This window comes from Kitasatospora sp. NBC_01250, assembly GCF_036226465.1.
Taxonomy (GTDB): domain Bacteria; phylum Actinomycetota; class Actinomycetes; order Streptomycetales; family Streptomycetaceae; genus Kitasatospora.
This window is the reverse complement of record NZ_CP108476.1, coordinates 2713516-2738271: the sequence shown is the minus strand read 5'-3', so window position 1 is coordinate 2738271 and position 24756 is coordinate 2713516. Positions and strand designations below refer to the sequence as shown.

The 24756-nt window shown below is 68.3% G+C and carries 3 protein-coding genes; all 3 read left to right on the top strand.

The features are described 5' to 3' along the window. Positions 1 to 28: 28 nt before the first annotated feature. The 3 genes from argB (at position 29) to OG500_RS11020 (ending at position 24614) form a co-directional block, all read left to right on the top strand. A complete protein-coding gene (argB, locus tag OG500_RS11030) occupies positions 29 to 856 on the top strand; it encodes an acetylglutamate kinase (RefSeq protein ID WP_329579242.1) in 828 nt (275 codons plus the stop codon). A gap of 347 nt (positions 857 to 1203) precedes the next feature. Beyond that, on the top strand, positions 1204 to 12432 hold the full coding sequence (locus OG500_RS11025; RefSeq protein ID WP_329579239.1) for a non-ribosomal peptide synthetase: 11229 nt from the start codon (positions 1204 to 1206) through the stop codon (positions 12430 to 12432). Further along, positions 12402 to 24614 carry a non-ribosomal peptide synthetase gene (locus tag OG500_RS11020; RefSeq protein WP_329579236.1) on the top strand — a complete coding sequence of 4071 codons (12213 nt, stop codon included), beginning with the start codon at positions 12402 to 12404 and terminating at the stop codon, positions 24612 to 24614. The genes OG500_RS11025 and OG500_RS11020 overlap by 31 nt, the downstream gene beginning before the upstream one ends. Positions 24615 to 24756: the final 142 nt, after the last annotated feature.

Sequence of the window (24756 nt, the reverse complement as noted above, 5' to 3'; positions counted from 1 at the left end):
CGTGCCGGGCGCCGCCCCGGTGAGCCCGGTGGACGCAGCGCAGGACACTCCGGTGATCGTCGTCAAGTACGGCGGTGCCGCATTCGACAGCAGCCTCCTGTCGCCCTCGGCCGCGCGGAACCTCGCCACCCTCGTGCGCGGCGGCCGTCGCGTGCTGCTGGTGCACGGCGGCGGCCGCGCGGTGACGGAGGAGGCGGCCCGGCGCGGCCTCTCCACCCGCTTCGTGGACGGACTGCGGGCGACCGACCGGGAGATGCTCGACGTGGTCCGGACGGTCATGGTCGGCCGCCTGAACAAGGACCTGGTCGGGCAGCTCGGCCGCAGCGGCGTGCGCGCGGTCGGCCTGTCCGGCGAGGACGCGGGGATGATCCGGGCCCGCACGGTCCGCCTGGGCGGAACCGTGGACCTCGGCTACGTCGGCGAGCCGGCCGAGGTGCGCACGGACGTCCTGCACATGGTGTGGCGGGCCGGCATGGTGCCAGTGGTCGCGAGCGTGGCCGCCGACGAGGCGGGAGTCCCGCACAACATCAACGCGGACTCCGCCGCCGCCGCCCTCGCCGCGGCCCTGCGCGCCGAGCGCCTCGTCTACGTGACCGACGTGGACGGACTGCTGCGGGACCCGGCCGACCCGGAGTCCCGGATCGTCCGGCTGAGCAGTCCGGAGCTCGACGAACTGCTGCGCAGGCAGCCGCCCGAGGGCGGCATGCTTCCCAAGCTCACTGCCGCGCTCGACGCGCTGCGCTCCGGTGTGCGCCAGGTGCGGATCGTCGGCGCCCGCCAGGAGGACGCCGTCCTTCTCGCCGCCACCACCGATACCGCCGTCGGAACGACCCTGACGGCCGTGAGCGATGAGTGACGGGCGTCAAGGGGCTGGGCGGTGAACCCGTCCGGAAATGACGCCGCGAGTTCTTCGCGCTGCGTCGTCCATTCCTGTGTCTGAAATACGACGAATATACGGGACCGCGGTCTTTCCCCCGATCGCGGCGCCCGGTCGGCTCGACAACACCCGCCGCTGATACTCCGTCAACGTACACATCCGCTTCACGACTTGCGAAAGCCGATGCGAACAGGAGTCCGATAGGCTCCCGCTGGCCGCATGATCACTTGAACACGTGTCCACTTCTGGGGGGAAGGTCCGACGATGTGCGACACGACGCTGCTCACTGGTCAGAAGTCTGTCCGTTTTCGTTGGAAGGCGCACGCATGTCCGGTTCTGTAAACGGTGAACTCAACCTGATGGCGAGCCAGGAGGGCGTGTGGTTCGCCCAACAGTTCGCTCCTGCCGGCATGACGTACCAGATCGCCGAGTACGTGGAGATCCATGGCGCGGTGGACCTGGCCCTGTTCGAGGCGGCGCTGCGGAAGACGGTGGCGGAGGCCGAGACGCTGTCGCTGCGCTTCCGCCAGGTCGGGGACCGGGTGAGCCAGGTCCTCGATCCGCGGCCGGACTGGCCGCTCGACGTGGTGGACGTCAGTGGCGCGGACGATCCGTTGGCCGATGCGCTCGCCCGGATGCGTGCGGAGACCGCCCGTCCGATGGACCTGGAGCACGGACCGCTCTACACCGTGGTGCTGTTCGTGGCCGGCCCGGACCGGCTCCTGTGGTACCAGCGCGGACATCACCTGGTGGGCGACGGCTACACCGGATCCCTGTTGGCCCGACGGGTCGCCGAGATCTACACGGCCATGACCGAGGGGCTGGACGACTTCGGGGCCGCGCTGCCACCGCTGCGCCACCTGCTGGAGCAGGATGCGGCCTACCGCGCGTCCGAACGGTTCGCGGCCGACCGGGAGTACTGGACGCAGGCGCTGGCGGATGCGCCGGAGCCGGTCAGCCTGGCCGGACGCATGGCCCCGGCCTCGAAGAGCTTCCTGCGCCACACCGTCGACATGGCACCGGACACGGCGGAGCGGCTGCGTGCGGCGGCCAGGGGCTACCGCACCGCGCTGCCGGTCCTGGTGATGGCCGCGGCGGCCCTGTACACAGCCCGGCTGACCGGGAGCGCCGAGGCGGTGCTCGGCCTGCCGGTGAGCGCCCGCACCAGCGAACTGCAGCGCACCATCCCCGGAGACCTTGCGAACGCGCTTCCCCTGCGCATACCGGTGGACCCCGGTGCCACGCTGGCCGACCTGATGCGACAGGTCAGCGCCGTCATGCGCGGCGCGCTGCGCCACCAGAACTACCGGCTCGAGGACATGCGCCGAGACCTCGGCCGCGTCGGGATGGGTGGAGACCTCTTCGGGTCGAGCGTCAACGTGATGGCGCTCGACGAGGATGCGCTTCGCTTCGCCGGCCACCACGCCACGGTGCACAACCTGTCCAACGGGGCGGTCAAGAACCTGGACTTCGTGGTCTACGACCGCGGGCGGCACGGGATCCGCTTGACGATCAACGCGAACCCGGCGATCTACGGGGCCGACGACGTGGCCGCGCACACCGAGCGCTTTGCCCGGCTGCTCGAAACGCTGGTGGCGGCGGATCCGGGCGTGCGGGTCTCGGGCGTTGAGGTGTTGGACGCGGTCGAGCGTGAGCGGGTGTTGGTGGCGTGGAACGACACGGCTGTCGAGGTGCCGGCGTTGGCCGGGACGTTGCCGGGTCTGTTCGAGGCGCAGGTGGTGAGGTCTCCGGGTGCGGTTGCGGTGGTGTTCGAGGGGCGGGAGGTGTCGTACGGGGAGTTGAATGCGCGGGCGAATCGGCTTGCGCGGTTGTTGGTTGGTCGGGGTGTGGGGCCGGAGTCGCTGGTTGCGGTGGTGATGGAGCGGTCGGTCGAGTTGGTGGTGGCGTTGCTGGCGGTGGTGAAGGCCGGTGGTGCGTATGTGCCGATCGATCCGGCGTATCCGGTGGACCGGATCGGCTACATGCTCCAGGACGCTGCTCCGGTACTGGCGTTGTGTGATGCCGCTGCTGGGCGGGTGGTGGCTGGTCTGGTCGGGGCGTTGCCGGTGGTGGTGGTGGATGATCCGGCGGTGTCGGGGGTGCTGGCCGGTTTTGGTTCGGTGGATGTGTCCGATGCCGAGCGGACTGTGTCGCTTCTGCCGACGCATCCGGCGTATGTGATCTATACGTCGGGTTCGACGGGGCGTCCGAAGGGTGTGGTGGTTGCGCATCGGGGGGTGGTCAATTATGTGGTGTGGTGTTGGGGGGCGTATCCGGAGTTGTCGGGTAGCACGTTGTTGCATGCGTCGGCGTCGTTCGATGCGGGTGTGACGGGGCTCTATGGTGCGTTGACGTGTGGTGGGCGGGTGTTGCTGGCCGGGCTGGACGAGGGGTTGCCGCGGGCGGCTGCTGGGGTGGGCGGGTTCACGTTTTTGAAGGCGACGCCGAGTGGGTTGGCGTTGCTGGGGGCGTTGGGGGAGGGGTGTGTGCCCAGTGGTCTGATGATGGTGGGTGGTGAGGCGGTCAGTGGTGCGCAGTTGCGGGAGTGGCGGCGTGATCATCCGTCGGTGGGGTTGGTCAATCACTATGGGCCGACCGAGGCGACGGTGGGGTGTATCGACTTTGCGATGGGGGTGGGTGATCGGATTCCTGAGGGTGTTGTGCCGATCGGTCGGCCGATGGCCAATACGCGGGTGTATGTGCTGGATGATGCGTTGGGTCCGGTGCCGGTGGGTGTGGTGGGTGAGTTGTACATCGCTGGTGTTCAGTTGGCGCGGGGGTATCTGGGGCGTGCGGGTCTGACGTCGGAGCGTTTTGTGGCGTGTCCGTTCGGTGGGCCGGGTGAGCGGATGTATCGCACGGGTGACCTGGCGCGGTGGAACGGTGAGGGGGCGCTGGAGTTCCTGGGGCGTGCGGACGACCAGGTGAAGATCCGTGGGTACCGGATCGAGTTGGGTGAGGTCGAGTCGGTGCTGGCCTCGCACCCGCAGGTCGCTCACGGTGTCGTGGTGGTGCGGGAGGACCGGCCGGGGGACAAGCGCCTGGTCGGGTACGCGGTCCCGGCTGTCGGTGCTTCGGTTGATCCGGCGGGGCTGCGTGCTCATGTAGCTGCTGTGCTGCCGGATTACATGGTTCCGGCGGCGGTGGTGGTGCTGGATGCGTTGCCGGTGACGGTGAACGGGAAGTTGGACCGTCGTGCGCTGCCGGTGCCGGAGTACGGGGTGGGTTCGGGTGGTGGGCGTGGTCCGGTGGATGCGCGTGAGGAGGTTCTGTGTCAGGTGTTTGCCGAGGTGCTGGGTGTGCCTGCGGTGGGTGTGGATGACAACTTCTTTGATCTGGGTGGGCATTCGCTGTTGGCGACGCGGTTGGTGAGTCGTGTTCGTGTGGTGTTGGGTGTGGAGGTGGGGATTCGGGCGTTGTTCGAGTTTCCGACGGTGGCTGGGTTTGCGCGGCAGGTGGTGGGGGCTGGGGTGGCGCGTCCGGCGGTGGTTGCTGTGGTGCGGCCTGAGGTGGTGCCGTTGTCGTTTGCGCAGCAGCGGTTGTGGTTTTTGGGGCAGTTGGAGGGGCCGAGTGCGACGTACAACATGCCGGTGGCTTTGCGGTTGAGTGGTGGGTTGGATGTTGTGGCGTTGGATGCGGCGTTGCGTGATGTGGTGGGTCGTCATGAGGCGTTGCGGACGGTGTTCTCGGTGGTGGATGGGCGGCCGTGTCAGCGGGTGGTGGGGGTTGAGGAGGTTGGTGCGCTGGTCACGGTTGTTGATGGTTCGGGGTTGGGTGAGGCGGGTTTGGCGGAGGCGGTGGCGGGGGTTGCGCGGTGTCCGTTTGATTTGTCGGTCGAGGTTCCGTTGCGTGCCAGTGTGTTCACTCTTTCTCCGGGGGAGTGTGTGCTGGTGGTGGTGATGCACCATATTGCGGGTGACGGCTGGTCGTCGGCGATTTTGGGGCGGGATGTTTCGGCGGCGTATGCGGCGCGGGTCGGGGGAGGTGTGCCGCGGTGGGGGGTGTTGCCGGTGCAGTATGCGGATTATGCGTTGTGGCAGCGGGAGTTGTTGGGGGACGTCGACGATCCGGGCAGTGTGGTGTCGGAGCAGTTGGCGTATTGGCGTGGGGTTTTGGCGGGTGTGCCGGAGGAGTTGGTGCTGCCGGTTGATCGGGTGCGTCCGGCGGTGGCTTCTCATCGTGGTGGTTCGGTTCGGTTGGTGGTTCCGGCTGGTGTGCACGGGGGTTTGGTGCGGTTGGCGCGGGCTGAGGGTGTGACGTTGCACATGGTGTTGCAGGCGGCGTTGGGGGTGTTGTTGTCGCGGCTTGGTGCGGGGGCCGATATTCCGGTGGGTACGGCGATTGCGGGGCGTACTGATCAGGCGTTGGATGATCTGGTCGGGGTTTTCGTCAATACGTTGGTGTTGCGGACTGATGTGTCGGGTGATCCGGTGTTCACCGAGTTGCTCGGGCGGGTGCGGGCTGCTGCGTTGGCGGCGCACGGGTTTCAGGATGTGCCGTTCGAGCGGTTGGTGGAGGAGCTTGCTCCGGTTCGGTCGATGGCGCGGCATCCGTTGTTCCAGGTGATGTTGGTGGTGCAGAACAATGCGGAGACGGTGCTGGATCTGCCCGGGGTCGTTTCGGTGCCGTTCTCTTCGGGTGAGCCTGCCGCGAAGTTCGACCTGTCCTTCGATGTGAGTGAGCGGGCTGGTGTTGGGGGGTTGGACGGGTCGTTGACCTTTGCGCGGGATCTGTTCGACCAGGTCACTGCCGAGCAGATCGTGGCGCGGTTCGTGCGGGTGCTCGAGGCGGTGGCGGCGGATCCGGGCGTGCGGGTCTCGGGCGTTGAGGTGTTGGACGCGGTCGAGCGTGAGCGGGTGTTGGTGGCGTGGAACGACACCGCGGTGCCGGTGCCGACTGCGACGCTGCCGGAGTTGTTCGAGGCGCAGGCCGCGAAGTCCCCCGATGCGACTGCGCTCGTGTTCGAGGGCCAGGCGGTGTCGTACGGCGAGTTGAATGCGCGGGCGAACCGGCTTGCCCGCCTGCTGGTCGGCCGGGGTGTCGGGCCGGAGTCGCTGGTTGCGGTGGTGATGGAGCGCTCGGTCGACCTGATGGTGGCGTTGCTGGCGGTGGTGAAGGCCGGCGGTGCGCATGTGACGATCGATGCGGCGTATCCGGCGGACCGGATCGCCTACATGCTCCGCGAGGCCCGGCCGGCCATGGCGCTGATCGACCAGGCTGCCGGGAGTGTGGGCACGGTCCGGGAGTGTCTTGCCGATGCGGCCGTGGCGGTGCTGGTGCTCGACACGGTGGACGCGCGGGAGGCGATGGCCGGGTTCGACGCGGCCGATGTGTCCGATGCCGAGCGGACTGTGCCGCTTTCGCCGGAGCATCCGGCGTACGTGATCTACACCTCCGGTTCCACCGGCCGTCCCAAGGGCGTGGTCGTCACCCAGCAGGACGTCGTGGAGCTGGCGGGGGACCGTCGGTTCGACGGTGATGGGAGCAGGTGCGTGCTTCTGCACTCGCCCCACACGTTCGATGCCTTGACCTATGAGTTCTGGGTTCCGGCGCTCAACGGAGGACGCGTCGTCATAGCCCCGCCTGGGTCCAGGGATCCGTTCCAGCTGGTGCGGTTGGCGGCCGAGTACGAGGTCACCGCCATGTGGCTGACCGCGGGCCTCTTCAATGTGGTGGCGGCGGAGGATCCGGCATCGCTGGGCACGCTGCGCCAGGTCTGGTCGGGCGGCGACGTGTTGCCCCCGACCGCGGTTGAACGGGTGATCAGCGCGTGCCCCGGTCTTACGGTCGTCAACGGCTATGGGCCGACCGAGACAACGGTCTTCGCCACCACGCATGCCATGTCCACCCCGCCGGACCTCGCGCGGTCGGTGCCGATCGGTCGTCCGATAGCCAACATGCGTCTGTATGTGCTCGATGATGCGCTGAACCCGGTGCCGGTCGGTGTCGCGGGTGAGTTGTACGTGGCGGGCTCCGGGCTGGCGCGGGGCTATGTGGGGCGTGCGGGTCTGACGGCGGAGCGTTTTGTGGCGTGTCCGTTCGGCGTGGCCGGCGAGCGGATGTACCGCACCGGTGATGTGGTGCGCTGGAACCGCGACGGTCGACTGGAGTTTGTGGGGCGTGCGGACGACCAGGTGAAGATCCGGGGCTTCCGGATCGAGTTGGGCGAGGTCGAATCGGTGCTGGCCTCGCACCCCTCGGTGGCGCAGGCCGCGGTGGTGGTGCGGGAGGACCGGCCGGGGGACAAGCGGCTGGTCGGCTATGTGGTCCCGGGCGTCGGCGCTTCGGTTGATGTGGCGGGGCTGCGTGTTCATGTAGCTGCTGTGCTGCCGGATTACATGGTTCCGGCGGCCCTGGTGGTGCTGGATGCGTTGCCGGTGACGGTGAACGGGAAGCTGGACCGGCGTGCGCTGCCCGCACCGGTGTATGCGGCGGGCTCCGGTGGTGGGCGTGGTCCGGCGAATGCGCGTGAAGAGGTTCTGTGTCAGGTGTTCGCCGAGGTGCTCGGTGTTCCCGAGGTCGGCGTGGATGACGACTTCTTCGATCTGGGCGGGCATTCGCTGTTGGCGGTGTCGTTGGTCGAGCGGTTGCGTGCGCGTGGTGTGTCGGTGGAGATCCGGGCGCTGTTCTCGTCGCCGACGGTGGCCGGGCTTGCCGGGTCGGTGGCGGGCCGGGCCGAGGTGGTGGTGCCGGCGAATCTGATTCCGGTCGGTGCGCGGGTGATCACTCCGGAGATGCTGCCGCTGGTGGAGTTGACCGGTGCGGAGATCGACCGGGTGGTGGCTGCGGTCGGTGGTGTGGCGGCGGAGGTCGCGGATGTGTATCCGTTGGCGCCGTTGCAGGAGGGGATCTTCTTCCACCATCTGATGCAGGCCGAGCACGGCGCGGATGTGTATGTGTCGCCGGCGGTGCTGGGTTTTGATTCGCGTGGGCGGTTGGAGGGTTTCCTGGCTGCGTTGCAGAAGGTGGTGGATCGTCACGACATTCTGCGTACGGCGGTGGTGTGGGAGGGGCTGCCGGAGCCGGTCCAGGTGGTGCTGCGTCGTGCCGAGGTGCCGGTCGTCGAAGTCGAGCTGGCGGCCGGACTGGCGGGTCATGAGGCGGTGGAGCAGCTGCTGGCTCTCGGCGACGCGGTGATGGACATCCGTCGGGCGCCGTTGATGCGGGCGTGGGTCGCCCAGGAGCCGGGCAGCGAGCGCTGGTTGCTGCTGCTGCGGCAGCACCACCTGGTCACGGACCACACCACGTTGGAGGTGCTGTTCGGCGAGTTGCGGGCGTTCGTGGAGGGGGATGTCGAGCGTCTGCCGGTGCCGTTGCCGTTCCGTGAGTACGTGGCGCAGTCGCGGCTGCGGATCACCCGGCAGGAGCATGAGGAGTTCTTCGCGGGTCTGCTGGCGGATGTGGAGGAGCCGACCGCCCCGTTCGGTGTGCTGGATGTGCGGGGTGACGGCTCTGGGCTGCGTGAGGTTCGTCGTGCCCTGTCGCCTGAGCTGGCCAAGCGGGTGCGGGAGGGTGCGCGTGGGCTCGGGGTGAGTGCGGCGACGTTGTTCCATGTGGTGTGGGCGCGGGTGGTGGCGGCGACCTCGGGTCGTGAGGACGTGGTGTTCGGCACGGTGCTGTTCGGCCGGATGAGTGCGGGTGTGGGTGCCGACCGCGTCCCTGGCCTGTTCATCAACACGCTGCCGGTGCGGTTGTCGGCCGGGCTCGGTGTCGGTGAGGCCGTGCAGACGATGCGTGGGCGTCTTGCCGACCTGCTGGAGCATGAGCACGCACCGTTGGCGCTGGCGCAGAAGGCCAGTGGCGTCAGCGGTCAACTACCGCTGTTCACCTCCCTGTTGAACTATCGGCACAGCCCCGACATGGACGCTGTCCATGACAGCCTGGAGGGCGTCGAACTCCTCCATTCGCACGAGGCCACCAACTACGCGCTCACCGTTTCGGTGGATGACACCGGCGACGGGTTCCTGCTGACCGTGCAGGCGGTGGAGCGCATCGATGCCCAGGCGGTCGCTGACCTGACGGACACCGCTCTGGACAGCCTGCTTGCCGCTCTGGAGCGTGATCCGGGCCTGCCTCTGGCGCAGGTGGCGGTCCTGGACCGGGTCGAGCGTGAGCGGGTGCTGGTGGGGTTGAACGACCTCACTGTCGAGGTGCCGGCGTTGGCCGGGACGTTGCCGGGTCTGTTCGAGGCGCAGGTGGTGAGGTCTCCGGGTGCGGTTGCGGTGGTGTTCGAGGGGCGGGAGGTGTCGTACGGGGAGTTGAATGCGCGGGCGAATCGGCTTGCGCGGTTGTTGGTTGGTCGGGGTGTGGGGCCGGAGTCGCTGGTTGCGGTGGTGATGGAGCGGTCGGTCGAGTTGGTGGTGGCGTTGCTGGCGGTGGTGAAGGCCGGTGGTGCGTATGTGCCGATCGATCCGGCGTATCCGGTGGACCGGATCGGCTACATGCTCCAGGACGCCCAGCCGACGCTGGCCGTGTGTGATGTCGCAAGCGCCGAGGTCGTGGCTGCCGTCGTCAGCACGCTGCCTGTCGTGTCGGTTGATGAGTTCGCGGCCGGCTGTGACGGGCTGCCGGACAACGACCTGGTCGACGCTGAGCGGACCGCGGCGCTCTCGCCGGCGCATCCGGCGTATGTGATCTACACGTCGGGTTCCACCGGCCGCCCCAAGGGTGTCATGATCCCGCACGCCGGTATCGTCAACCAGCTGCACGGGATGCAGATCCAGTACGGGCTGGCGGTCGATGACCGGGTGCTGCAGAAGACGCCGTCGGGCTTCGATGTCTCGGTCCGCGAGTTCTTCTGGCCGCTGACCAAGGGCGCGACGCTCATCGTCGCACGGCCGGAAGGCCACCGGGATCCGGCCTACCTCGCTGCCCTGATCCGCAGTGAGCGCGTGACCCTTGCCGACTTCGTTCCGTCGATGCTGCGGGCGTTCCTCCAGGAGTCGACGACCGCCGGATCCGCCGCGACGACGCTGCGACGCGTGAACGCCGGCGGTGAAGAACTCGCCGTGGATACGGTGCACACGTTCTTCGAGATCTTCGGTGCTGGGACGAAGCTGTACAACCAGTACGGCCCCACCGAGGCCTCGATCGAGGTCACGGAATGGGAGTGCCGGCCCGGGCAGGTTCTGTCAGGTGTGCCGATCGGTCACCCTCTGGCCAACACGCGGGTGTATGTGCTTGATGCGCAGCTGCAGCCTGTCCCGGTGGGTGTCGCAGGTGAGTTGTATCTGGCGGGCGTCCAGTTGGCGCGGGGGTATCTGGGGCGTGCGGGTCTGACGTCGGAGCGCTTTGTGGCGTGTCCGTTCGGCGTGGCCGGCGAGCGGATGTATCGCACCGGTGATGTGGTGCGGTGGAACCGCGAGGGCGCGCTGGAGTTCGTGAGCCGGGCGGATGAGCAGGTGAAGATCCGGGGGTTCCGGATCGAGCTGGGCGAGGTTCAGACGGCGCTCGCCTCGCACCCCTCGGTGGCGCAAGCGGTGGTGGTGGTCCGTGAGGACCAGCCGGGGGACAAGCGGCTGATCGGTTATGTAGTCCCCGCCGCTGGGGTGTTGGAGGGTCTGGCCGGTCGGGTGCGGGATCACCTGGCGGATCTGCTGCCGGATTACATGGTTCCGGCGGCGGTGGTGGTGCTGGATGCGTTGCCGGTGACGGTGAACGGGAAGTTGGACCGTCGTGCGCTGCCGGTGCCGGAGTACGGGGTGGGTTCGGGTGGTGGGCGTGGTCCGGTGGATGCGCGTGAGGAGGTTCTGTGTCAGGTGTTTGCCGAGGTGCTGGGTGTGCCTGCGGTGGGTGTGGATGACAACTTCTTTGATCTGGGTGGGCATTCGCTGTTGGCGACGCGGTTGGTGAGTCGTGTTCGTGTGGTGTTGGGTGTGGAGGTGGGGATTCGGGCGTTGTTCGAGTTTCCGACGGTGGCTGGGTTTGCGCGGCAGGTGGTGGGGGCTGGGGTGGCGCGTCCGGCGGTGGTTGCTGTGGTGCGGCCTGAGGTGGTGCCGTTGTCGTTTGCGCAGCAGCGGTTGTGGTTTTTGGGGCAGTTGGAGGGGCCGAGTGCGACGTACAACATGCCGGTGGCTTTGCGGTTGAGTGGTGGGTTGGATGTTGTGGCGTTGGATGCGGCGTTGCGTGATGTGGTGGGTCGTCATGAGGCGTTGCGGACGGTGTTCTCGGTGGTGGATGGGCGGCCGTGTCAGCGGGTGGTGGGGGTTGAGGAGGTTGGTGCGCTGGTCACGGTTGTTGATGGTTCGGGGTTGGGTGAGGCGGGTTTGGCGGAGGCGGTGGCGGGGGTTGCGCGGTGTCCGTTTGATTTGTCGGTCGAGGTTCCGTTGCGTGCCAGTGTGTTCACTCTTTCTCCGGGGGAGTGTGTGCTGGTGGTGGTGATGCACCATATTGCGGGTGACGGCTGGTCGTCGGCGATTTTGGGGCGGGATGTTTCGGCGGCGTATGCGGCGCGGGTCGGGGGAGGTGTGCCGCGGTGGGGGGTGTTGCCGGTGCAGTATGCGGATTATGCGTTGTGGCAGCGGGAGTTGTTGGGGGACGTCGACGATCCGGGCAGTGTGGTGTCGGAGCAGTTGGCGTATTGGCGTGGGGTTTTGGCGGGTGTGCCGGAGGAGTTGGTGCTGCCGGTTGATCGGGTGCGTCCGGCGGTGGCTTCTCATCGTGGTGGTTCGGTTCGGTTGGTGGTTCCGGCTGGTGTGCACGGGGGTTTGGTGCGGTTGGCGCGGGCTGAGGGTGTGACGTTGCACATGGTGTTGCAGGCGGCGTTGGGGGTGTTGTTGTCGCGGCTTGGTGCGGGGGCCGATATTCCGGTGGGTACGGCGATTGCGGGGCGTACTGATCAGGCGTTGGATGATCTGGTCGGGGTTTTCGTCAATACGTTGGTGTTGCGGACTGATGTGTCGGGTGATCCGGTGTTCACCGAGTTGCTCGGGCGGGTGCGGGCTGCTGCGTTGGCGGCGCACGGGTTTCAGGATGTGCCGTTCGAGCGGTTGGTGGAGGAGCTTGCTCCGGTTCGGTCGATGGCGCGGCATCCGTTGTTCCAGGTGATGTTGGTGGTGCAGAACAATGCGGAGACGGTGTTGGATCTGCCCGGGGTCGTTTCGGTGCCGTTTTCTTCGGGTGAGCCTGCCGCGAAGTTCGACCTGTCGTTCCATGTGAGTGAGCGGGCTGGTGTTGGGGGGTTGGACGGGTCGTTGACCTTTGCGCGGGATCTGTTCGACCAGGTCACTGCCGAGCAGATCGTGGCGCGGTTCGTGCGGGTGCTCGAGGCGGTGGCGGCGGATCCGGGCGTGCGGGTCTCGGGCGTTGAGGTGTTGGACGCGGTCGAGCGTGAGCGGGTGTTGGTGGCGTGGAACGACACGGCTGTCGAGGTGCCGGCGTTGGCCGGGACGTTGCCGGGTCTGTTCGAGGCGCAGGTGGTGAGGTCTCCGGGTGCGGTTGCGGTGGTGTTCGAGGGGCGGGAGGTGTCGTACGGGGAGTTGAATGCGCGGGCGAATCGGCTTGCGCGGTTGTTGGTTGGTCGGGGGTGGGGCCGGAGTCGCTGGTTGCGGTGGTGATGGAGCGGTCGGTCGAGTTGGTGGTGGCGTTGCTGGCGGTGGTGAAGGCCGGTGGTGCGTATGTGCCGATCGATCCGGCGTATCCGGTGGACCGGATCGGCTACATGCTCCAGGACGCCCAGCCGACGCTGGCCGTGTGTGATGTCGCAAGCGCCGAGGTCGTGGCTGCCGTCGTCAGCACGCTGCCTGTCGTGTCGGTTGATGAGTTCGCGGCCGGCTGCAACGGGCTGCCGGACAGCGACTTGTCCGATGCCGAGCGGACTGTGCCGCTTCTGCCGACGCATCCGGCGTATGTGATCTATACGTCGGGTTCGACGGGGCGTCCGAAGGGTGTGGTGGTTGCGCATCGGGGGGTGGTCAATTATGTGGTGTGGTGTTGGGGGGCGTATCCGGAGTTGTCGGGTAGCACGTTGTTGCATGCGTCGGCGTCGTTCGATGCGGGTGTGACGGGGCTCTATGGTGCGCTGACGTGTGGTGGGCGGGTGTTGCTGGCCGGGCTGGACGAGGGGTTGCCGCGGGCGGCTGCTGGGGTGGGCGGGTTCACGTTCTTGAAGGCGACGCCGAGTGGGTTGGCGTTGCTGGGGGCGTTGGGCGATGAGTGTGTGCCCAGCGGTCTGATGATGGTGGGTGGTGAGGCCGTCAGTGGTGCGCAGTTGCGGGAGTGGCGGCGTGATCATCCGTCGGTGGGGTTGGTCAATCACTATGGGCCGACCGAGGCGACGGTGGGGTGTATCGACTTTGCGATGGGGGTGGGTGATCGGATTCCTGAGGGTGTTGTGCCGATCGGTCGGCCGATGGCCAATACGCGGGTGTATGTGCTGGATGATGCGTTGGGTCCGGTGCCGGTGGGTGTGGTGGGTGAGTTGTACATCGCCGGTGTTCAGTTGGCGCGGGGGTATCTGGGGCGTGCGGGTCTGACGGCGGAGCGTTTTGTGGCGTGTCCGTTCGGTGGGCCGGGTGAACGGATGTATCGCACGGGTGACCTGGCGCGGTGGAACGGTGAGGGGGCGCTGGAGTTCCTGGGGCGTGCGGACGACCAGGTGAAGATCCGTGGGTACCGGATCGAGTTGGGCGAGGTCGAGTCGGTGCTGGCCTCGCACCCGCAGGTCGCTCACGGTGTCGTGGTGGTGCGGGAGGACCGGCCGGGGGACAAGCGGCTGGTCGGCTATGTGGTCCCGGGCGCTGATGCTGGGGTGTCGGAGGATCTGGCCGGCCGGTTGCGCGGTCATATGGCGGGTGTGCTGCCGGATTACATGGTTCCGGCGGTGGTGGTGGTGCTGGATGCGTTGCCGGTGACGGTGAACGGGAAGCTGGACCGGCGTGCGCTGCCCGCGCCCGAGTATGCGGCGGGCTCCGGTGGTGGGCGTGGTCCGGCGAATGCGCGTGAAGAGGTTCTGTGTCAGGTGTTCGCCGAGGTGCTCGGTGTTCCCGAGGTCGGCGTGGACGACAACTTCTTCGATCTGGGCGGGCATTCGCTGTTGGCGGTGTCGTTGGTCGAGCGGTTGCGTGCGCGTGGTGTGTCGGTGGAGATCCGGGCGCTGTTCTCGTCGCCGACGGTGGCCGGGCTTGCCGGGTCGGTGGCGGGCCGGGCCGAGGTGGTGGTGCCGGCGAATCTGATTCCGGTCGGTGCGCGGGTGATCACTCCGGAGATGCTGCCGCTGGTGGAGCTGACTGCCGAGGAGATCGACCGTGTGGTGGCTGCGGTCGGTGGTGTGGCGGCGGAGGTCGCGGACGTGTATCCGTTGGCGCCGCTGCAGGAGGGGATCTTCTTCCATCACCTAATGCAGGCCGAGCACGGCGCGGATGTGTATGTGTCTCCGGCGGTGCTGGGTTTCGATTCGCGTGGGCGGTTGGAGGGTTTCCTGGCCGCGTTGCAGAAGGTGGTGGATCGTCACGACATTCTGCGTACGGCGGTGGTGTGGGAGGGGCTGCCGGAGCCGGTCCAGGTGGTGCTGCGTCGTGCCGAGGTGCCGGTCGTCGAAGTCGAGCTTGCGGCCGGGGACGCGGTGGAGCAGCTCTTGGTTCTCGGCGAGGCGGCGATGGACATCCGTCGGGCGCCGTTGCTGCGGGCATGGGTCGCCCAGGAGCCGGGCAGCGAGCGCTGGTTGCTGCTGCTGCAGCGACACCACCTGGTCACGGACCACACCGCCTTGGAGGTGTTGCTCGGCGAGCTGCGGGCATTCGTGGAAGGCACCGAAGCCCGTCTGCCCGAGCCGTTGCCGTTCCGTGAGCATGTGGCGCAGTCGCGGCTGCGGATTTCGCGGCAGGAGCACGAGGAGTTCTTCGCGGGTCTGCTGGCGGATGTGGAGGAGCCGACCGCTCCGTTCGGTGTGCTGGATGTGCGGGGGGACGGCTCCGGGCTGGGCGAGGTTCGACGCGTGCTCGCCCCTGAGTTGGCGAAGCGGGTGCGGGAGGGTGCGCGTGGGCTCGGGGTGAGTGCGGCGACCTTGTTCCATGTGGTGTGGGCGCGGGTGGTGGCGGCGACTTCGGGTCGTGAGGACGTGGTGTTCGGCACGGTGCTGTTCGGCCGGATGAGTGCGGGCGTGGGCGCCGACCGGGTGCCCGGTCTGTTCATCAACACGCTGCCGGTGCGGTTGTCGGCCGGGCTCGGTGTCGGTGAGGCGGTGCGGACGATGCGTGGGCGTCTTGCCGACCTGCTGGAGCACGAGCACGCACCGTTGGCGCTGGCGCAGAAGGCCAGTGGTGTCAGCGGCCAACTGCCGCTGTTCACCTCGCTGTTGAACTACCGGCACGGCCCCGATGCGGATGCTGCCGGCGAAGGCCTGGAGGGCGTCGAGTTCCTCCGATCGCACGACGGCACCAACTTCCCGCTGTCTCTCTCGGTGGACGACACCGGCAGTGGGTTCGCGCTGACCGTGCAGGCGGTGGAGCCAGTCGATGCGCAGGCCGTTGTCGACCTCGCGTACACCGCTCTGGACAGCCTGTTGACCGCGCTGGAGCGTGACCCGGGCCTGCCTCTGGCACAGGTGGCGGTCCTGGACCGGACGCGGCGTGAGCGGGTACTGGTGGGGTTGAACGGCACCGAGGTGCCGGTGCCGGCTGCGACGTTGCCGGGCCTGTTCGAGGCGCAGGTGGCGAAGTCCCCGGATGCGACCGCGGTGGTGTTCGCGGGCCAGCAGGTGTCGTACGGGGAGTTGAATGCGCGGGCGAACCGGCTCGCGCGGTTGTTGGTCGGTCGGGGTGTGGGGCCGGAGTCGCTGGTCGCGGTGGTGATGGAGCGGTCGGTCGAGCTGGTGGTGGCGTTGCTGGCAGTGGTGAAGGCCGGTGGTGCGTATGTGCCGATCGACCCGGCCTACCCGACCGACCGGATCGGCTACATGCTCCAGGACGCCGCTCCGGCGCTGGCCCTGTGCGACCAGGCCGCTGGGCAGGTGGTCGCTGCTCTGGTCGAGGCGCTGCCGATCGTGGTGGTGGATGATCCGGCCGTGTCCGAGCTGCTCGCCGGGTTCGGTTCGGCGGATGTGTCCGACCCCGAGCGGACCGTGCCGCTTTCGCCGGCGCATCCGGCGTATGTGATCTACACGTCGGGTTCCACCGGCCGCCCCAAGGGCGCCGTGATCCCGCACGCCGGTATCGCCAACCGGCTGCACTGGATGCAGGCCGAGTACGAGCTGGCGGCCGATGACCGGGTGCTGCAGAAGACGCCGTCGGGCTTCGATGTTTCGGTCCGGGAGCTCTTCTGGCCGCTGACCCGGGGCGCGACGCTCGTCGTCGCACGGCCGGAAGGCCACCGGGATCCGGCCTACCTCGCTGCCCTGATCCGCAGTGAGCGCGTGACCGTCGCCGACTTCGTCCCCTCGATGCTGCGGGCGTTCCTCCAGGAGTCGATGACCGCCGGATCTGCTGCGACGACGTTGCGATGCGTGACCTGCGGTGGTGAGGAACTCCCCGTGGCCGCGGTGCACTCGTTCTTCAAGCAGGTCGGTGCCGGCACGGAGCTGCACAACCTGTACGGCCCCACCGAGGCCTCGATCGAGGTCACGGCTTATGAGTGCCGACCGGGGGAGGTTCTGTCGGGTGTGCCGATCGGTCGCCCGCTGACCAATACGCGGGTGTATGTGCTGGATGATGCGTTGGGTCCGGTGCCGGTGGGTGTGGTGGGTGAGTTGTACATCGCCGGTGTTCAGTTGGCGCGGGGGTATCTGGGGCGTGCGGGTCTGACGTCGGAGCGCTTTGTGGCGTGTCCGTTCGGTGGGCCGGGTGAGCGGATGTATCGCACCGGTGACCTGGCGCGGTGGAACCGCGACGGCCAACTGGAGTTCCTGGGCCGGGCGGACGACCAGGTGAAGATCCGGGGGTTCCGGATCGAGCTCGGCGAGATCGAGAACGCACTGCTGGCCCATCCGCTGGTCGGGCAGGCCGTGGTGGTCGTGCGTGAGGACCGGCCGGGGGACAAGCGGCTGGTCGGCTATGTGGTCCCCAGTGTCGGTGCTTCGGTTGATGTGGCGGGGCTGCGTGCTCATGTAGCCGCTGGGTTGCCGGATTACATGGTTCCGGCGGCGGTGGTGGTGCTGGATGCGTTGCCGGTGACGGTGAACGGGAAGCTGGACCGGCGTGCGTTGCCCGCGCCCGAGTATGCGGCGGGCTCCGGTGGTGGGCGTGGTCCGGCGAATGCGCGCGAGGAGATCCTGTGTCAGGTGTTCGCCGAGGTGCTCGGTGTGCCTGCGGTGGGCGTGGATGACAACTTCTTTGATCTGGGCGGGCATTCGCTGTTGGCGGTGTCGTTGGTCGAGCGGTTGCGTGCGCGTGGTGTGTCGGTGGAGATCCGGGCGCTGTTCTCGTCGCCGACGGTGGCCGGCCTTGCCGGGGCGCTGGCGGATCGGCGGGAGGTGGTGGTGCCGGCGAATCTGATTCCGGTCGGTGCGCGGGTGATCACTCCGGAGATGCTGCCGCTGGTGGAGTTGACCGGTGCGGAGATCGACCGGGTGGTGGCTGCGGTCGGTGGTGTGGCGGCGGAGGTCGCGGACGTGTATCCGTTGGCGCCGCTGCAGGAGGGGATCTTCTTCCATCACCTGATGCAGGCCGAGCACGGCGCGGATGTGTATGTGTCGCCGGCGGTGCTGGGTTTCGATTCGCGTGGGCGGTTGGAGGGTTTCCTGGCTGCGTTGCAGAAGGTGGTGGATCGTCACGACATTCTGCGTACGGCGGTGGTGTGGGAGGGGCTGCCGGAGCCGGTCCAGGTGGTGCTGCGTCGTGCCGAGGTGCCGGTCGTCGAAGTCGAGCTGGCGGCCGGACTGGCGGGTCATGAGGCGGTGGAGCAGTTGGTGGCTCTCGGCGAGGCGGTGATGGACATCCGTCGGGCGCCGATGCTGCGGGCATGGGTCGCCCAGGAGCCGGGCAACGAGCGCTGGTTGCTGTTGCTGCGGCACCACCATCTGGTCATGGACCACACCACGTTGGAGGTGCTGTTCGGAGAGCTGCGGGCGTTCGTGCAAGGGGAGGTGGAGCGTCTGCCCGAGCCGTTGCCGTTCCGTGAGTACGTGGCGCAGTCGCGGCTGCGGATCTCGCGGCAGGAGCACGAGGAGTTCTTCGCGGGTCTGCTGGCGGATGTGGAGGAGCCCACCGCTCCGTTCGGTGTGCTGGACGTGCGTGGGGACGGCTCCGGGCTGGGCGAGGTTCGACGCGTGCTCGCCCCTGAGTTGGCCAAGCGGGTGCGGGAGGGCGCACGGCGGCTCGGGGTGAGTGCGGCCACCTTGTTCCATGTGGTGTGGGCGCGGGTGGTGGCGGCGACCTCGGGTCGTGAGGACGTGGTGTTCGGCACGGTGCTGTTCGGCCGGATGAGCGCGGGCGTGGGCGCGGACCGCGTCCCTGGCCTGTTTATCAACACGTTGCCGGTGCGGTTGTCGGCCGGGCTCGGTGTCGGTGAGGCGGTGCGGACGATGCGTGGGCGTCTTGCCGACCTGCTGGAGCACGAGCACGCACCGTTGGCGCTGGCGCAGAAGGCCAGTGGCGTCAGCGGTCAACTACCCCTGTTCACCTCCCTGTTGAACTACCGGCACAGCCCTGCCACGGATGCTGCCGGCGAAGGCTTGGCGGGCGTCGAGTTCCTGCACGGGCACGAGAGCACCAACTTCCCGCTCATCGCTGCGGTGGACGACACCGGCAGCGGGTTCGCGCTGACCGTCCAGGCGGTCGAGTCCATCGATGCCCGGGCGGTCGCGGATCTTGCGCACACCGCTCTGGACAGCCTGTTGACCGCGCTGGAGCGTGATCCCGGTCTGCCTCTGGCGCAGGTGGCGGTGCTGGACCGGGTCGAGCGTGACCGGGTTCTGGTGGGGTTGAACGACCTCACCGTCGAGGTGCCGGCTGCGACGCTGCCGGAGCTGTTCGAGGCGCAGGTGGTGAAGTCCCCGGATGCGACCGCGGTGGTGTTCGAGGGCCAGCAGGTGCCGTACCGCGAGTTGAATGCGCGGGCGAACCGGCTCGCCCGCCTGCTGGTCGGTCGGGGTGTGGGGCCGGAGGCGCTGGTCGCGGTGGTGATGGAGCGGTCGGTCGAGCTGGTGGTGGCGTTGCTGGCGGTGGTGAAGACCGGCGGCGCGTACGTCTCGATCGACCCGACCTACCCGACCGACCGGATCGCCTACATGCTCCAGGACTGCCAACCGGTCATCGCCCTGTGCGACCGGGGCGCGGGGGAGACGGTGGCGGCCCTCGTCGACACGCTGCCGATCGTGTCGGCCGACGATTTCGCGGCCGGCTGTGACGGGCTGCCGGACAACGACCTGGTGGACGGTGAGCGGACCGCGGCGCTCTCGCCGGCGCATCCGGCGTATGTGATCTACACGTCGGGTTCCACCGGTCGTCCCAAGGGCGTCATGATCCCGCACGCCGGTCTCGTCACCCGGTTGTACGGGATGCAGGTCCAGTACGAGCTGGCGGTCGATGACCGGGTGCTGCAGAAGACGCCGTCGGGCTTCGATGTCTCGGTCCGGGAGTTCTTCTGGCCGCTGACCCGGGGTGCGACGCTCGTCGTCGCGCGGCCGGAAGGCCATCGGGATCCGGCGTACCTCGCTGCCCTGATCCGCAGTGAGGGCGTGACCTTTGTCGACTTCGTTCCGTCGATGCTGCGGGCGTTCCTCCAGGAGTCGACGACCGCCGGATCCGCCGCGACGACGCTGCGACGCGTGAACGCCGGCGGTGAGGAACTTGCCGTGGACGCGGTGCACAAGTTCTTCGAGCTCTTCGGTGGCACGAAGCTGTACAACCAGTACGGCCCCACCGAGGTGTCGATCGAGGTCACGGAGTGGGAGTGCCGGCCCGGGCAGGACCTGTCGGGTGTGCCGATCGGTCGTCCTCTGGCCAACACCCTTCTGTACGTGCTGGATGATGCGCTGAACCCGGTGCCGATCGGTGTCGCGGGTGAGCTGTATCTGGCCGGTGTCCAGTTGGCGCGGGGCTATCTCGGGCGTGCGGGCCTGACGTCGGAGCGCTTTGTGGCGTGTCCGTTCGGCGGGCCGGGGGAGCGGATGTACCGCACCGGTGATGTGGTGCGGTGGAACCGCGAGGGCGCGCTGGAGTTCCTGGGCCGGGCGGATGAGCAGGTGAAGATCCGGGGGTTCCGGATCGAGCTGGGCGAGGTTCAGACGGCGCTCGCCTCGCACCCGTCGGTGGCGCAGGGCGTGGTGGTGGTCCGTGAGGACCAGCCGGGGGACAAGCGCCTGGTCGGTTACGTGGTCCCCGGTGTCGGCGCTTCGGTCGATCCGGCGGGGCTGCGGGGTCACATGGCCGAGGCGTTGCCGGAGTACATGGTTCCGGCGGCGGTGGTGACGCTCGATGCGTTGCCGGTGACGGCGAACGGCAAGCTGGATCGGCGTGCGCTGCCCGCACCGGACTATTCGGTCGGCTCAGGTGGCGGTGGCCGTGGCCGTGGTCCGGTCGACGCGCGTGAAGAGGTTCTGTGTCAGGTGTTCGCCGAGGTGCTCGGTGTTCCCGAGGTCGGCGTGGACGACAACTTCTTTGATCTGGGCGGGCATTCGCTGCTGGCGGTGTCGCTGGTCGAGCGGCTGCGTGCCCGTGGTGTGTCGGTCGACATCCGGGCCCTGTTCTCGGCGCCGACGGTGGCCGGCCTTGCGGCCGCGGTTGCGGATCGGCGGGAGGTGGTGGTGCCGGCGAACCTGATTCCGGCCGATGCCCAGGTGATCACTCCCGAGATGCTGCCACTGGTGGAGCTGACCGGTGAGGAGATCGACCGGATGGTGGCCGCGGTCGGCGGTGCGGCGGCGAACATCGCGGACGTGTACCCGTTGGCGCCGCTGCAGGAGGGCATCTTCTTCCATCACCTGATGCAGGCCGGGCACGGCGCCGATGTCTACGTGGCGCCGGTGGTGCTGGGCTTCGACTCGCGTGGGCGGCTGGAGGGTTTCCTGGCCGCCTTGCAGAAGGTGGTGGACCGGCACGACATTCTGCGTACCGCGGTGGCGTGGGAGGGGCTGCCGGAGCCGGTCCAGGTGGTGCTGCGTCGTGCCGAGGTGCCGGTCGTCGAGGTCGAGCTGGCGGCCGGGGACGCGGTGGAGCAGCTGATGGCTCTGGGCGGGACGGTGATGGACATCCGTCGGGCGCCGTTGCTGCGGGCGTGGGTCGCCCAGGAGCCGGGCAGCGAGCGCTGGCTGCTGTTGCTGCAGCACCACCATCTGGTCATGGACCACACCGCCTTGTACGTGCTGTTCGGTGAGTTGCGGGCGTTCGTGCAGGGGGAGGCGGAACGTCTGCCCGAGCCGCTGCCGTTCCGTGAGCATGTGGCGCAGTCCCGGTTGCGGATCTCGCGGCAGGAGCACGAGGAGTTCTTCGCGGGTCTGCTGGCGGATGTGGAGGAACCGACCGCTCCGTTCGGTGTGCTGGACGTGCGTGGGGGCGGGTTCGAGGTCGGCGAGGTCCGGCGGATGCTCGCGCCCGAACTGGCCGTGCGGGTGCGGGAGTGTGCACGTGGGCTCGGGGTGAGTGCGGCCACCTTGTTCCATGTGGTGTGGGCGCGGGTGGTGGCGGCGACCTCGGGTCGTGAGGACGTGGTGTTCGGCACGGTGCTGTTCGGCCGGATGGGCTCGGGTGCCGGCGCCGACCGGGTGCCCGGTCTGTTCATCAACACGCTGCCGGTGCGGTTGTCGGCCGGGCTCGGTGTCGGTGAGGCCGTGCAGACGATGCGTGGGCGTCTTGCCGACCTGCTGGAGCACGAGCACGCACCGTTGGCGCTGGCGCAGAAGGCCAGTGGTGTCAGCGGTCAACTGCCGCTGTTCACCTCCCTGTTCAACTACCGGCACAGCCCCGACACGGATGCCGCCAGCGAGGGTCTGGAGGGCGTCGAGCGTCTGCACGGGCAGGAGAGCAACAACTACCCGCTGACAGCTGCGGTGGACGACACCGGCAGCGGGTTCGAGTTGAGCGTGCGGGCGGTCGTGTCCATCGATGTGCAGGCGGTCGCGGATCTTGCCTGCACTGCTCTGGACGGCCTGCTCACCGCGCTGGAGCGTGATCCCGGCCTGCCCCTGGCACAGGTGGCGATGCTGGACCAGGCGCAGCGTGAGCGGGTGTTGGTGGCGTGGAACGACACGGCTGTCGAGGTGCCGGCGTTGGCCGGGACGTTGCCGGGTCTGTTCGAGGCGCAGGTGGTGAGGTCTCCGGGTGCGGTTGCGGTGGTGTTCGAGGGGCGGGAGGTGTCGTACGGGGAGTTGAATGCGCGGGCGAATCGGCTTGCGCGGTTGTTGGTTGGTCGGGGTGTGGGGCCGGAGTCGCTGGTTGCGGTGGTGATGGAGCGGTCGGTCGAGTTGGTGGTGGCGTTGCTGGCGGTGGTGAAGGCCGGTGGTGCGTATGTGCCGATCGATCCGGCGTATCCGGTGGACCGGATCGGCTACATGCTCCAGGACGCTGCTCCGGTACTGGCGTTGTGTGATGCCGCTGCTGGGCGGGTGGTGGCTGGTCTGGTCGGGGCGTTGCCGGTGGTGGTGGTGGATGATCCGGCGGTGTCGGGGGTGCTGGCCGGTTTTGGTTCGGTGGATGTGTCCGATGCCGAGCGGACTGTGTCGCTTCTGCCGACGCATCCGGCGTATGTGATCTATACGTCGGGTTCGACGGGGCGTCCGAAGGGTGTGGTGGTTGCGCATCGGGGGGTGGTCAATTATGTGGTGTGGTGTTGGGGGGCGTATCCGGAGTTGTCGGGTAGCACGTTGTTGCATGCGTCGGCGTCGTTCGATGCGGGTGTGACGGGGCTCTATGGTGCGTTGACGTGTGGTGGGCGGGTGTTGCTGGCCGGGCTGGACGAGGGGTTGCCGCGGGCGGCTGCTGGGGTGGGCGGGTTCACGTTTTTGAAGGCGACGCCGAGTGGGTTGGCGTTGCTGGGGGCGTTGGGGGAGGGGTGTGTGCCCAGTGGTCTGATGATGGTGGGTGGTGAGGCGGTCAGTGGTGCGCAGTTGCGGGAGTGGCGGCGTGATCATCCGTCGGTGGGGTTGGTCAATCACTATGGGCCGACCGAGGCGACGGTGGGGTGTATCGACTTTGCGATGGGGGTGGGTGATCGGATTCCTGAGGGTGTTGTGCCGATCGGTCGGCCGATGGCCAATACGCGGGTGTATGTGCTGGATGATGCGTTGGGTCCGGTGCCGGTGGGTGTGGTGGGTGAGTTGTACATCGCCGGTGTTCAGTTGGCGCGGGGGTATCTGGGGCGTGCGGGTCTGACGTCGGAGCGCTTTGTGGCGTGTCCGTTCGGTGGGCCGGGTGAACGGATGTATCGCACGGGTGACCTGGCGCGGTGGAACGGTGAGGGGGCGCTGGAGTTCCTGGGGCGTGCGGACGACCAGGTGAAGATCCGTGGGTACCGGATCGAGTTGGGCGAGGTCGAGTCGGTGCTGGCCTCGCACCCGCAGGTCGCTCACGGTGTCGTGGTGGTGCGGGAGGACCGGCCGGGGGACAAGCGGCTGGTCGGCTATGTGGTCCCGGGCGCTGATGCTGGGGTGTCGGAGGATCTGGCCGGCCGGTTGCGCGGTCATATGGCGGGTGTGCTGCCGGATTACATGGTTCCGGCGGCGGTGGTGGTGCTGGATGCGTTGCCGGTGACGGTGAACGGGAAGCTGGACCGGCGTGCGCTGCCCGCGCCCGAGTATGCGGCGGGCTCCGGTGGTGGGCGTGGTCCGGCGAATGCGCGTGAAGAGGTTCTGTGTCAGGTGTTCGCCGAGGTGCTCGGTGTTCCCGAGGTCGGCGTGGACGACAACTTCTTCGACCTGGGCGGGCATTCGCTGCTGGCGGTGTCGCTGGTCGAGCGGTTGCGTGCGCGTGGCGTGTCGGTCGACATCCGGGCGCTGTTCTCGGCGCCGACGGTGGCCGGGCTCGCACAGCAGGTGCAGCAGGGGACCAGGCGGGACGACCTGGAGGTGCTGCTGCCGTTCCGCACGACCGGCAGCCGGCCGCCGCTGTTCTGCGTCCACCACGGGTTCGGGTTCGGTTGGAACTACCGGGAACTGCTGCCGCACCTGCCGGCCGACCAGCCGCTCTACGCTCTCCAGGCGCGCAGCCTGCGCGAAGCCGACGGCCTGCCGGACAGTGTCGCAGCGATGGCCGCGGGCTATCTGGAGCACATCCGCGCCGTGCAGCCCAACGGCCCTTACCAGCTCCTCGGATGGTCCTTCGGTGGGCTCGTCGCCCACGAGATGGCCGTTCAGCTGCGACAGCAGGGTGAGCAGGTGAGCCTGCTGGCCATCCTCGACAGCTATCCGCGGGTGGAGGAGTCGCAGGGCGATGCGCCGGACTTCGACGAGTCAGCCGCACTCGCGGGCATCGCCCGGGCGCTGGATCTCGATGCGGACCCCGGATCCGGGCAGCCGTGGACGGCCGCTGAGATCACCCGCGTCCTGCGGGAGCGCGGCGACGGACCGGCGGAGTTGAGCACCACCGATGTCATGGCGGCGGCCGCCGCCTCCTCGCGGGTCCACAACATGAAGCTCGTGCGCGGTCACCGGCCCGGAGCCTTCGACGGCGATGCCCTGTTCTTCGTCGCCACCGAGGGCCGGCCGCCGCAGGCACCCACGGCCGACAGCTGGCACGCCCATGTCCGCGGAAAGGTCGTCAGCAGCGATGTTCCCTGCAGCCACACCGAGATGATGGAGCCGCATGCCCTGACGCACATCGCCCCGATCCTCACGGCTGCGCTGGACCGGGCGAGTTCCCGGGAGGCCTAGCGAAGGGGGAGGGGAGTCCCGGAGGACGGACTGCTGGTGAGGCAGGCCAGGGGAGTGCCCGGCGAGAACGGCTGGGCACTCCCCTGGGCCTCGGGCCGCCGGACGGCAGCGGCGGGCGCACGTGCGCGGGTTCGCGACCCGC